This is a genomic window from Rhodococcus sp. B50 (genome assembly GCF_013602415.1).
Taxonomy (GTDB): domain Bacteria; phylum Actinomycetota; class Actinomycetes; order Mycobacteriales; family Mycobacteriaceae; genus Rhodococcus.
On the sequence record NZ_WPAG02000002.1, the window covers coordinates 2,251,959 to 2,263,978 of the forward strand.

A 12,020-nucleotide genomic window follows, 5' to 3' on the forward strand; every position below is an offset into this window, starting at 1 on the left:
CCCGTCTACCGACAGGATCGAAACCGCCCTCCCGCTGTAACACGACGTCCGGTTCCACCGATATCGTCCGTCTCTCCTACGGGTTATGGTGCAGCGGACCGACCCGGCCGAAGGAGCAGCATGACCGACCGCTCACCCATCGAGATCGTGGCGCGACTGACTGTCGAGGAGAAGGCGTCGCTCATGAGCGGCCTCGACTTCTGGCACACCGAACCTGTTGCGCGCGAGAACATCCCTTCGATCATGCTCACCGACGGGCCGCACGGTGTGCGGAAGCAGACCGCGGAGGGCGACCATCTCGGCCTGCACTCGTCCGTGCCCGCGACCTGTTTCCCGCCGGCCGTCGCGTTGGGGTGTTCCTTCGACCCGGAGTTGCTCGAGCGCGTCGGCGCGGCATTGGGCGCGGAAGCCCACGCGCTGCAGGTCGGTGTCCTGCTCGGACCCGGCATCAACATCAAGCGCTCCCCGCTGTGCGGCCGGAACTTCGAGTACCTGTCGGAGGATCCGCTGCTCTCGGGCGTTCTGGGCGCTGCGCTCGTGCGTGGCATGCAGTCGCAGGGCGTCGGTGCGTCGCTCAAACACTTCGCGGCGAACAATCAGGAGACCGATCGGATGCGGGTTTCCGCCGACGTCGACCCGCGGCCCCTGCGGGAGATCTACCTGCGCGCCTTCGAGCGGGTCGTGCGGGACGCGCAGCCGTGGACGGTGATGTGCTCGTACAACCGCATCAACGGGGTGTACTCGTCCCGCAATCCGTGGCTGCTCACCGACGTCCTGCGCGGTGAGTGGGGTTTCGAGGGTCTGGTCGTGAGCGATTGGGGCGCGGTCGACGACCGCGTGGCGTCCCTCCTCGCAGGTCTGGATCTCGAGATGCCGTCCACGGGAGGTCGTACCGACGCGGAGATCGTCGCGGCGGTGCGAGCGGGCACGGTCGACGAGTCGGTGCTCGATACGGCAGCCACGCGGGTGGTCGAGCTGGTACAGAAGGCCGTCGCTGCGTCCGATCCCGACGCGACGTTGGACACCGATGCCCATCACGCGCTCGCACGCGAGGCGGCCGGACAGAGCATCGTCCTGCTCCGCAACGAGAACGACCTGCTCCCCCTCGCCACCGACGCGAACATCGCGGTGATCGGCGAACTGGCCCGCACGCCGCGCTACCAGGGCGCCGGATCGTCCCGGATCGAACCGACGCGCCTCGACAATGCGCTCGACGAGATCCGGTCACTGTCCGGCCGGGAAGTTCCCTTCGCCGCCGGTTACGCGCTCGACGGATCGGACTCGGCCGAACTCGTCGACGAAGCGGTGACGCTTGCCGCAGCTGCCGATATCGCGATCGTGTTCCTCGGTGTGCCCGCCGAACTCGAATCCGAAGGCTTCGACCGCGACGATCTCGAGCTTCCGCAGAGTCAGACCGCGTTGCTCGATGCGGTGCTGACGACGAACCCGAACGTCGTCGTCGTGTTGTCGAACGGCGGTGTCGTGCGGATGAGCGGCTTCGCCGACCGTGTTCCGGCGCTCGTCGAGGGATGGTTGCTCGGGCAGGCCGGTGGTGGCGCCGTCGCCGACGTGCTCTACGGGCAGGTGAATCCGAGCGGCCGCCTCGCGGAGACCGTCCCGGTACGCCTCGAGGACACCCCGGCCCACACGAACTTCCCGGGCGAGCACGGTCATGTGCGGTACGGCGAAGGACTGTTCGTCGGATACCGCTCGTACGACGCGCGTCGACTCGACGTGTCCTTCCCGTTCGGTCACGGCCTGTCGTACACGACGTTCGAATACGCCGACGCCGCAGTGGAATCCGACGGTGACATCACCGTGCACGTCACCGTCACCAACACCGGTGACCGTGCGGGCGCCGAGGTCGTGCAGGTGTACGTCGGTGTCCCGGGCTCGTCGGTTGCGCGGGCGCCGCGAGAGTTGAAGGGCTTCACCAAGGTCCGTCTGGCTCCCGGCGAATCGCAACGGGTCGCCGTGAGCGTGCGGCGCGACGACCTCGCCTACTGGGACACCCGGGTCGATTCCTGGGTGGTCGAAGGCGGTACGTACAGCATCGGGATCGGCGCATCGAGCCGCGACATCCGGCAGACGCTCACCGTCGACGTGACGGGCGACGCGGTGCGGGTTCCGTTGACGATGGAGTCGTCTCTCGGAGAGCTGTTCCAGAACCCTGCGGCCGCCGAGATCGTCCTGCAGGCGTTCGGTTCGCTCGGCGGCGACGTGGGAGTCGACGAGAGCGTTCTGAAGATGGCGGCGTCGATGCCGCTCGGTCGTCTCGCCGGGTTCGCTCCGGGGGTCGAGCCGGAGCAGATCCAGGAACTCCTCGATGTCGCCAATCAGTAGGAATGAGCGTCGTACAGCTCACGACCCGGCAGTGAGGAGAACTTTCAGCGCGCCGGTCTCGCCGGCACGGGAGAACACGTCGTAGGCCTGTTCGAACTCGTCGAGCGCGAACCGGTGCGTGATCATGGGCGACGTGTCGAGCTGACCGCTGCTCACGAGACCGATCAGGGTGGGCGTCGAGTAGGTGTCGACCAGCCCTGTGGTGATCGTCAGGTTCTTGATCCAGATATCTTCGAGGTGCAGGGTCGCGGGCTTGCCGTGCACGCCGATGTTCGCGACGTGTCCGCACGGCCTGACGAGCGCGACCGCCTGTTCGAACGTTTCGGGATAACCGACGGCCTCCACGGTGACGTCGGCACCGAGACCGCCGGTGAGATCCCGGACGACGGCCGCCGCGTCCTCGCGACCGCTGTTGACCACGACGTTCGCCCCGAACGCCTTCGCCGCGTCGAGGCGACTGTCGGCGAGGTCGACGGCCACGATGCGACTCGGGCTGAACAGTCGGGCGGCAAGGATCGCGGCGAGTCCGATGGGTCCGGCTCCGATGACGACGACGACGTCGGCCGGCCGGAGACAGCCGTTGAGTACGCCGACCTCGTAGGAGGTGGGCAGGATGTCGGCGAGCATGAGCATCTGCTCGTCGCTCACGCCATCGGGAATGCGATGGGTCGAATTGTCGGCGTAAGGAACTCGGACCAGCTCGGCCTGGGTGCCGTCGATCAGGTGCCCGAGAATCCAGCCGCCGCCTCCGAGACACTGCCCGTACCGGCTCTCGCGACAGAACCGGCACGTGCCGCACGCGGTGATACACGAGACGAGCACTCGGTCACCGGGGGCGAGTGTCTGCACTCCGTCCCCCACCTCGACCACGGTGCCCACGGCCTCGTGGCCGAGGATCCGGCCGTCGGTCACCTCGGGTACATCCCCTCCGAGGATGTGCAGGTCGGTGCCGCAGATGGTGACCGCGTCGACCCGCACCACCGCATCGGTACTGTCCTGGATCGTTGCGTCGGGGACGTCCTCCCAGGATCGCTTCCCCGGCCCGTGGAACACCAGTGCCTTCATGATCTGACCTCCGTACACGGATTCGGTCCTGTTCCAGGATGACATGAGGGACACTGCGATCGGAATCGTTCGGAGGGGGTGAAAAATTCACCTCGACAGCGGGAAATGTCCGAATTCGTGACACCATCACAGAGTCCCCTGTTCTTTCGGGGACCACCGATCCCGAAAGCAGACGATTGATGAAGACACTCGCAGCCTCACTCGTGGCGGTGGCCGTACTGGCCGTCTCGGCGTGCAGTTCCGACACCACCGAGCCCGAGTCCGCGCCGTCCCCTACCTCCTCCGAGGAGGCTCAACCCGAGTATGCGGCGGAGGTGGAATCGACCGTCGACCGGTTGATGCGCGACAACGCCATTCCCGGCGCGGTGATACAGATCAGCTCCCCCGACCGCGGCGACTGGACCGGCGTCTTCGGCACGTCCACCATCGACACCGACGACCCGATCTCCGCCGACGACCATTTCCGCATCGGCAGCAACACGAAGACGATGACCGTCACCGCCATCCTGCAATTGGTGCAGGAAGGTCGCCTGTCGCTCGACGACCCGATTTCGAAGTACATCGACGGTGTCCCGAACGGCGACACGATCACGATCGCGCAGCTCGCCGAGATGCGGAGTGGCCTGTACAGCTACACCTTCGACCCGGAGTTCAATTCGACGCTGGACCGCGAACCCGAGAAGGCGTGGACGCAGGAGGAGTTGCTGCAGATCGCGTTCTCCCAGCCGGTGAACTTCCCGCCCGGCGAACAGTTCGAATACAGCAACACGAATACGGTGCTGCTCGGACTCGTCGTGGAAGAACTGACCGGCATGCCCGTCGCCGAAGCGTTCGACGAGCGCATCTTTGCCCCGCTCGGGTTGGCGGAGACCTCGTTCCCGGCAATCGACGACGCCGCGATTCCCGATCCGCACCCACAGGGCTACATGTTCGGCACCAATGTCTCCACCATCGACACCTTCGAACTGCCGGACGACCAGCAGGCCGCAGCGGTCGCAGGGACACTGAAGCCGAACGACGTGACCGACGACAATCCCTCCTGGGCGTGGACTGCGGGCGCTGCGATCTCCACCGTCGACGACATGACCACCTATGTGAAGGCGCTGGTCGGCGGCGGGCTGCTCGACGAACAGATGCAGCAGACCCGGCTCGACAGCGTGCAGTCGGTGGGCGGAGGAACCGCCGGATACGGCCTCGGCATGGCCCAGTTCGGTCCGCTGCTCGGTCACGACGGTCAGCTTCCCGGCTTCATGACCTTCATGGGCCACGACCCGAAGACAGATCTGACGATCGTCATCGCGACGAATCTGTCGACGGTGCCGTCCGGTGAAGGTTCGGCGCTGACCCTCGTCAAGGGCATCCTGCCGATCTTCTACGGCTCCGACTACCAGGCACCGGGCGACCCGGCGCGAGCCCCCGGAGCTGAAGAGAGCACACCGGCACCGACACCGGGCGGCTGATCGTACCGGCAGCCGGTGAGCGAGCACGGCCGGATCCCGTGGCTGTCCACAGGGATTCGTGTTCTCCACAGATCGAGACGATCGGAGTGCGACTGCCCTGGAACGGGTCCGGCCGTGCCCGATGATCGGTTCCATGACACGACAGGTGTGGACGAGGGCGATGCTCGCCGAAGCCGGCATATCGGATCGTGCGGTGCGCACACGGCTCAGGCACGGCGAGCTCGTCAGGATCGCTCGCGGCACGTACATGACACGAGAGGACGTCGGCGCCCTCGGCCCCGTCGGAGTTCACCGCGCCCGGGCACGCCTCGTCGGCTCGCGTCTCGACGCCGACGAGGTGCTCAGTCATGTGACGGCCGCGGTCGTCCACGGCCTCGACGTCTGGGACGCGCCGTTGGGACGGATCCACTTCACGCGCCCGTCGACGCGCAGCTGCCGGGTGAGCGACGACCTGCACATCCATACCGCCGACCTGGACGGCGACGTCGTCGACGTGGACGGTCTGCGCGTCACGTCGCTCGCTCGTACCGTCGTCGATGTCGCGCGCACGCTGTCGCGTCCGCGCGCTCTCGTCATCGGCGATTCGGCGTTGCGAGCGGATCCGACAGCGCGCCTCGACCTGCCCCGAATCGTTGCTGCGTGTCGCGGCAGAACCGGGATCGTGGCGGCGGAGTCGGTGGCGCGCCTCGTCGACGGCCGGAGCGAGAGTGTCGGCGAGTCGCTGTCGCGGCTGCACATGATCGAGGCGGGACTGCCGAGGCCCGACCTGCAGCACGAGATCGTGGTCCGCGACGGGCGCCGCTACCGGGTGGACTTCCTGTGGCGTGAACTCGGCATCGTCGGTGAATTCGATGGCACCGGAAAGTACACCGAACGCCACCACCTGCTCGCAGAGAAGGCGCGCGAGGATGCGTTGCGGGATCTCGGGCTGGAGGTGATCCGCTGGAACTGGGCGGAGCTGTCGCGATTCCACGTCGTCGTCGATCGGTTCGAGCGTGCACGCCACCGGCAGCAGGCACGTCGGGAAGCTCAGCAGCGCGAAACGGTCATCGGCGCGCGCTACAACCCGCTCCGATGACCGTTTTGCGCTCTTCTCCGCTACAGCGCCTTCAGACCGAGCGAGTCGCGCAGGGTCGACCCGGGGTATTCGGTCCGGAACAGGCCGCGGCGCTGCAGTTCCGGCACCACGAGGTCGACGAAGTCGTCGAGGGAATCCGGATAGGCGGGGCACATCAGGTTGAAACCGTCGCAGGCGCCTGCGGTGAACCATTCCTCGATGCTGTCGGCGACGGACTCGGGGGTGCCGATCATCGTCGCGTGACCACCACCCGCTGCGAGGTAACCGAGCAGCTCGCGCAGCGTGGGACGACGGGTCTCGATGATGCGCTGCACCGTCGCATAGCGGCCCTGCGGACCGGTGAACTCCTCGATGGGCGGCAGGTCGTCGACGGGAGCGTCGAGATCGTGGCTCGTGTAGTCCTGACCGGTGAAGACTCCGAGTTGGGCGAGGGCGGCGTCGATGTCGAGCAGAGCGTCGAGTTCCGCTTTCTTCGCCCATGCCTCGTTCTCGGTGCGACCGACATAGGTCACGAGCCCCGGCAGGATGGCGACCGAACCGGCGTCCCTGCCGACGGAGGCGATGCGTGCACGCAGGTCGGTGGCGTAGTCGAGCGCCGCCGTCATGTCCCACGCGACGGAGTAGACGGCCTCGGCGTGGCGGGCCGCGAGGTTGCGTCCGGTCTCCGAGGCGCCCGCCTGGAACAGCACGGGACGGCCCTGCGGGCACCGCGGCACGGTCAGGGGACCGTCGACGCGGAAGTGCTTGCCCCGGTGATGGATCGGACGGATCGCGTCGGAGTCCAGGAATGCGCCGCCGGCCCGGTCGACGAGGACACCGCCGTCGTCCCACGAATCCCACAGTGCGCACAGCACGTCGATGAACTCCTCCGCCCGCGCATACCGCTCCGCGTGCGGCGGGAGCGCGTCGAATCCGTGGTTGCGCGCTTCGTCGTCGAACATCGAGGTGACGATATTGGCTCCCACGCGGCCACCACTGATGTGGTCGAGCGAGGCCAGCATCCGCGCAGCGTGGAACGGCGTGAAGAAGCTCGCCGAGACGGTGGTGACCAGACCGATGTGCTCGGTCGCGCGCGCCATCGCCGCCAGCGCGGTGAGCGGTTCGAGGAACCAGGTGGTGCCCGCCGTGTACTTCGGGTTGACGCTGTGACCGTCCGCGAAGAACACGGCGTCGAGGCGTCCTCGTTCGGCGGTGCGGGCCAGTTCCTCGAAATACGTGATGTCGCCGATGCGTTCGGCGGCGGAGTCGGGATGCCGCCATGCCGACGAGTGGTGCCCGACGCCGTAGAGGAAGGCGTTGAGGTGGAGGGTGCGCGGTCCGGGCATCAGTTCATCACCAGTCCCCCGTCGACCACCAGGTTCTGCCCCGTAACCGCCCGCGACCAGTCGGATGCGAAGAACAGCACCGCGGCCGCGAAATCCTCGGGGGTGGTGACCTTCCGCAGTGGCGTCGACGACGCGATGAGGTCGAACACCGCCTCCGGTGTCGCCGACGATGCGTCGGTCGTGCGCAGCAGACCGCCGGAGACCATGTTGACGCGGATCCCGTCGGGGCCGAGGTCGGCGGCGAAGGTGCGGGTCAGCGACAGCAGCGCGGCCTTGGCTGCGGTGTAGTCGTGGTACGGGACCACCGGATGCTGGAACAGATTGGTGCCGATGTTGACGACGCTGCCGCGCCCGGCTTCCCGCATGCCCGGCAGCGCGGCCTGGATGACGTTGACGGCACCGCCGACGACTCCGTCGAACTGCGCACCGAAGGCGGCATATCCGATCTCGTCTGCCTTGGCGCGGGCGTCGCCGTTGAACGAGAAGTCGGGCAGTGCGTTGTTGACGACCGTGGTGACGGGACGTCCGAAGTGCTCGCGAGCTTGTGCGAACAGCGACTCGACCTCGCCGCGGTCGGTGACGTCGGCCTTCAGTGCGACGGCCCGCCCGGATCCGATCTTGTCGGCCAGTTCGTGGGCGCTCTCACCGCTGCGTCGGTAGTCGAGAACGACTGCGGCTCCTTCGTCGGCGAACGCCTGCGCGATGCTCTGGCCGAGACCGCGACCGGCACCGGTGATAAGGACGACCTGGTTCTGCAATGACATTTCTGTGCCTTCCCTGTGTGGGGAAGGGTGCGTGAGGGCAACAGACCTCAGGCCTGTCGCCGGCTCGGCATCCCTTCGCTCGCATAATCGAGATCAGGTTCGACGGGTGTTCTCTCAGCCGTTTCCGGCACCCCGTGTCGAGTCCTGCGCACAGGTTACACCTCGGGATCTCGACCCCTCCGAGACCGTCGGCGCCGGCATTCATCAGATCGTCACACCACCGACGCGGGAACTTAGCTCAGATCGGCGTTAAAATGGGCCTTTCCTGTCCCGACCCGTGAAAGGAGATTCCGACGCACTCGCCGGCCCCCTACAACGCTCCCTATGTCTCCCTTTCTCAGCAGGTCGGAGACGCCCCGCCACTCGACCGCACCCCGGTTCCCGGACCCTCGAGACACGAGGACGTCGTGTGGTTCGAGGATCGCTACGCGATCCCCATCACCACGACCACGCCCGACGAGGCGCAGATCGAGGACGTGCTGTTCCTGCGCCGCGTGCTCGACCGGGCACGCATCGACTACCTCCTCGTGCGCGACGACAGCGAACGTCCGATCCTGGCGATCGATCGGTCCGACCGTACGAGGCTGCGTGCCGCCCTGGCCGAGGGGTGCGCCGGCGAGCCCTTCTACTCGAAGGCCGTCGGTTCGAAGCGACGCTCGGTCCTCGTCGCGGACGGACGCCTGTCGCGTGACAAGAAGGACCGGGTGTTCCGGCTGTTCCGACCGCGGGTCGAGCTCACCAGCGGGTTGCGCTACGGTGCGTCGAACGGCGTGGAGATCGAACTGTGGACCTACACCGACGACGAGGTGATCATGCCTCGCCCGAACGCTCTCACCCGCACGACCGCACTGCGCGACGAGATGCGTCGGACGACCGTGGAACGGTACGGGCAATTGTGGCCGACCATCGAAGGGATGTTCGACCGGCATCCCGGCGATATCCCGTTCGAGATCGACCTCGTGTTCTCGTGGGTCGACGGGTCGTCGAAGTCGTTCCAGGCCAAGCGCGCGAAGCTCATGCAGAACTATGTCGTCGGCGAAGGTGACGACTCGCCGGCGCGCTATCGGCAGATCGACGAACTCAAGTACGCCCTGCGTTCGGTCCACATGTATGCGCCCTGGGTGCGGCGGATCTTCGTCGCTACCGACTCGCCGCGACCGGCTTGGCTCGCCGACGATCCGCGCGTGACGTTCGTGCGCAGCGAGGAGTTCTTCACCGATCCGTCCGCGCTGCCCACCTACAACTCGATGGCGGTCGAGGCGCAGCTGCACCACATCCCGGGACTGTCCGAGCATTTCCTGTACTCCAACGACGACATGTTCTTCGGTCGACGGGTGAGCCCGAGCCTGTTCTTCTCCGGCGGCGGTGTCGGCAAGTTCATAGAGTGCGACGTGCGGATCGGCCTCGGCCGAAACAACGCGTCGCGCAGCGGGTTCGAGAACTCCGCCCGAATGAACCGCAAACTCCTGCAGGACCGCTTCGGGGTCACCATCACTCGGCACCTCGAACACACACCGGTCCCGCTGCGCAGGTCGATCATGGCGGAGATGGAGCGCGAGTTCGCGGACGAGTTCGCGGCGACGGCGGCGAGCCCGTTCCGGGCGGCCGACAACATCTCGGTGACGAATTCCTTCTACCACTACTACACACTGTTGACCGGCCGTGCGGTGCAGCAGACGACGGCGAAGGTGGAGTACGTCGACACCACGGTGAAGACCGGGCTGCGCCGCCTGGACACGATCCTGGCGCGCCGTAATCTCGACCTGTTCTGCCTCAACGACGGCAGCACGCCCGAGGTCGACCTGGAGCTGCGCACCGCGAAGGTCACGCAGTTCCTCGAGCGGTACTACCCGATTCCGGCGCCCTGGGAAGCCGACTATCCCGGCTGACGCGAGAACTCGGCGGGACTGCTCCGGTCCCGCCGAGTCCGATCAGACGCGAACGATGAGGTCGGGGTTCTCCGGTATGCGGATGCCGGCTTCGGCGAGTCGCCGCACGGTGTCCTCCGCGGAATGGGGTCGACCGGTGGTGGCGTAGCTTCCGCTGGGCACCACCGAGTGAACGATGGTCTCCGGGTAGACGTGCACCAGGTTGAACCCCTGAGCGCCGTCGTGTCCGCGCTGCGACCCCACCGGAACGTTCAGATCCTGCGTGTAGCAGGTCGACGAGGCGACGGACACCGGGATGCCCGCGAACGTGGCCGAGGTCGAGTAGTGCAGGTGGCCGCCGAGGATGGCGCGCACATCGGTGCCGCGCAGCACTTCGGCGAGGCCCGCTTGGTCGCGGAGCTCGACGAGCACGGCCATGTCGAAGACGCTCGGCACCGGCGGATGATGCAGTGCGAGAACGGTACCGAACGGGGCGGGTGTCGAGAGCTCGTCGGCCAGCCAGGCGAGCTGCTCGGCAGAGACTTCGCCGTGGTGGTGACCCGGAACCGAAGTGTCGAGCGTGATGATCCGCAGCCCGCCGATCATGCGGACTTCGTCGATGGGCGTGCCGGCGGGCGCTTCGTCCAGGAGTTCTTCTCGGAAAACGGCCCGGTCGTCATGGTTACCCATGGCCCAGACGATCTCGGCGCCGAGCGCCGCTGCCAGCGGCTCGACGAGACCGCGGAGCTTGCGGTAGGCGTCGGGTTGACCGCGATCGGCGAGGTCGCCGGTGAACACCAGAGCGTCGGGACGGACCTGCGAGGCACGGATGTCCTCGAGGATCAGTCCGAGGCGAGTGTCGGCGTCGACGGTGCCGTAGAGGAGTTCGTCTCCACCGACGAGGTGTGTATCGGTGAGATGAAGGAGGGTGTGCGAAGGTCTGGGATATTCGGCTGTTCGCTCAGGGGCTGGAGAGCTGCCCATGATCTCTCACTTCCATTCGCCCGTTTCGGGGCACTCGATCGCCATCAACGGTAGCGATTGTGTTTCTACGACTCCATGGCTTCTGGATCACATCGAGACCCTGAACCCGCGGCGAACACCCCGTTACCGCGCGGTGAGCTGCGGAAATGGACACCCGGACACCGGATGGTGATCTGGCTCACAACCCGGGATCGATACGCACCTCTGCATCCAGTGCGTCCCGCAGCACGGCATCGATCTCGTCGCTCGGGTGCATGGGCAGAGTGTGGTGGGTACCGACGGTCAGCGTGACGGCCCGGCAGGACGGTAGGGCCTTCCGTACAGTACGTGCCACCTTGTCCGGGTCGTGCACTCGTCCGAACGGCGCGAGCACCACCGTGACGTCGGCAGTGCACCGCCCCAGCGCTTCCGCTGACGGCCGCCGGGGCACGATCGTCTTCGAAGTCGGGAAGTGCGCCGCGCCGAGCGCCATCAGGGTGATCCAGTCGGGATCGAGTTGTGCCCCTCGGGTTTCCCACTCGAGGAATGCCCGTTCGCGGGCGGCGGTGGGCCGGACGAGAACAGGAAGTGCCCGCAGGAGATATCCGGGCCGCATCCCGGCAAAGCACGAGTTGGGGTCGAGCAGCACGAGCCGGTCAATCCGTTCGGGAGTCCGCACGGCTGCCGCGAGTGCGATCATCGCGCCGTACGAGTGACCGACGAGTGCGCACCGCGTCGCCCCGACGGTATCGGCGACGGATCCGAGCCATTCGAGCAGATCGTCGACGTTGCGAACGGGATCGCCGGAGGCGACGCTGCGTCCGACATCCCCGATGAGGTCGACGGCCAGCACGCGATGACGCTCCCCCAACGCGGCGGCGTTGGCGAACCAGACGATGGAGGTCGCTCCGGCGCCGGGGAGGAGCAGGACCGGTGGAGCTTCGGGTGAACCGTACTCGGTGACGCGGGTGGTGCCGAAGCGCGAAGGAAGGTCGTGAATCTTGGTGCCGCGCGGCCACTTCGCGAGAAGTGTGTCGTACGCGTCGTAGAACGCGCGGCCGTCGGCCGTGTCGACGAAGGGCGTACGTGGTGACCGGATCATCGGAACCTCCACCGTCGAATATCTCGATGATCGAGATACTAGGTGGGCGAGT

At 66.8% G+C, this 12,020-nt stretch carries 9 protein-coding genes and 1 riboswitch; of the genes, 4 read left to right on the forward strand and 5 right to left on the reverse strand.

Annotated elements, in window-relative coordinates:
- Window positions 1-120: 120 nt before the first annotated feature.
- Complete coding sequence (locus GON09_RS10595; protein ID WP_213931759.1) at window positions 121-2,343, forward strand: glycoside hydrolase family 3 C-terminal domain-containing protein; 2,223 nt, start codon at window positions 121-123, stop codon at window positions 2,341-2,343.
- An 18-nt stretch (window positions 2,344-2,361) separates the two neighbouring features.
- Here GON09_RS10595 and GON09_RS10600 read toward each other — a convergent pair whose 3' ends face one another.
- Window positions 2,362-3,408: a zinc-dependent alcohol dehydrogenase family protein gene (locus GON09_RS10600; RefSeq protein WP_064063243.1), complete on the reverse strand. Its 1,047-nt coding sequence runs from the start codon at window positions 3,406-3,408 to the stop codon at window positions 2,362-2,364.
- A gap of 179 nt (window positions 3,409-3,587) precedes the next feature.
- Here GON09_RS10600 and GON09_RS10605 point away from each other — a divergent pair, with 179 nt between their 5' ends.
- Together GON09_RS10605 and GON09_RS10610 are read left to right on the forward strand one after the other, a co-directional pair.
- Window positions 3,588-4,868, forward strand: coding sequence for a serine hydrolase domain-containing protein (locus GON09_RS10605; RefSeq protein WP_213931760.1), 1,281 nt, complete (start codon window positions 3,588-3,590; stop codon window positions 4,866-4,868).
- 133 nt (window positions 4,869-5,001) lie between these two features.
- Window positions 5,002-5,946: a type IV toxin-antitoxin system AbiEi family antitoxin domain-containing protein gene (locus tag GON09_RS10610; RefSeq protein ID WP_213931761.1), complete on the forward strand. Its 945-nt coding sequence runs from the start codon at window positions 5,002-5,004 to the stop codon at window positions 5,944-5,946.
- Window positions 5,947-5,966: 20 nt separating this feature from the next.
- On the opposite strand, the gene GON09_RS10615 is transcribed toward GON09_RS10610, so the two are convergent.
- Window positions 5,967-7,271, reverse strand: coding sequence for an LLM class flavin-dependent oxidoreductase (locus GON09_RS10615; RefSeq protein WP_213931762.1), 1,305 nt, complete (start codon window positions 7,269-7,271; stop codon window positions 5,967-5,969).
- Window positions 7,271-8,035, reverse strand: a complete 765-nt coding sequence (locus GON09_RS10620; protein WP_213931763.1) for a 3-oxoacyl-ACP reductase — start codon at window positions 8,033-8,035, stop codon at window positions 7,271-7,273. Before GON09_RS10620 ends, GON09_RS10615 begins: the two co-directional genes overlap by 1 nt.
- Before the next feature lie 53 nt (window positions 8,036-8,088).
- A riboswitch (TPP riboswitch) is annotated at window positions 8,089-8,180 on the reverse strand.
- A gap of 262 nt (window positions 8,181-8,442) precedes the next feature.
- Here GON09_RS10620 and GON09_RS10625 point away from each other — a divergent pair.
- Window positions 8,443-9,924 carry a stealth family protein gene (locus GON09_RS10625; protein WP_213931764.1) on the forward strand — a complete coding sequence of 494 codons (1,482 nt, stop codon included), beginning with the start codon at window positions 8,443-8,445 and terminating at the stop codon, window positions 9,922-9,924.
- 42 nt (window positions 9,925-9,966) lie between these two features.
- Here the strand turns inward: GON09_RS10625 and GON09_RS10630 are convergent, their stop codons facing one another.
- Window positions 9,967-10,887, reverse strand: a complete 921-nt coding sequence (locus GON09_RS10630) for a phosphodiesterase (protein WP_213931765.1) — start codon at window positions 10,885-10,887, stop codon at window positions 9,967-9,969.
- A gap of 178 nt (window positions 10,888-11,065) precedes the next feature.
- Window positions 11,066-11,968 carry an alpha/beta fold hydrolase gene (locus GON09_RS10635; RefSeq protein WP_213931766.1) on the reverse strand — a complete coding sequence of 301 codons (903 nt, stop codon included), beginning with the start codon at window positions 11,966-11,968 and terminating at the stop codon, window positions 11,066-11,068.
- Between the last annotated feature and the right edge of the window lie 52 nt (window positions 11,969-12,020).

Excerpts from the sequence above, each read along its gene's own strand:
- GON09_RS10630 (WP_213931765.1), bottom strand. The coding sequence starts at position 10,887 with ATGGGCAGCTCTCCAGCCCCTGAGCGAACAGCCGAATATCCCAGACCT.
- GON09_RS10620 (WP_213931763.1), bottom strand. The coding sequence starts at position 8,035 with ATGTCATTGCAGAACCAGGTCGTCCTTATCACCGGTGCCGGTCGCGGT.
- GON09_RS10595 (WP_213931759.1), top strand. The coding sequence starts at position 121 with ATGACCGACCGCTCACCCATCGAGATCGTGGCGCGACTGACTGTCGAG.
- GON09_RS10605 (WP_213931760.1), top strand. The coding sequence starts at position 3,588 with ATGAAGACACTCGCAGCCTCACTCGTGGCGGTGGCCGTACTGGCCGTC.
- GON09_RS10610 (WP_213931761.1), top strand. The coding sequence starts at position 5,002 with ATGACACGACAGGTGTGGACGAGGGCGATGCTCGCCGAAGCCGGCATA.
- GON09_RS10600 (WP_064063243.1), bottom strand. The coding sequence starts at position 3,408 with ATGAAGGCACTGGTGTTCCACGGGCCGGGGAAGCGATCCTGGGAGGAC.
- GON09_RS10615 (WP_213931762.1), bottom strand. The coding sequence starts at position 7,271 with ATGCCCGGACCGCGCACCCTCCACCTCAACGCCTTCCTCTACGGCGTC.
- GON09_RS10635 (WP_213931766.1), bottom strand. The coding sequence starts at position 11,968 with ATGATCCGGTCACCACGTACGCCCTTCGTCGACACGGCCGACGGCCGC.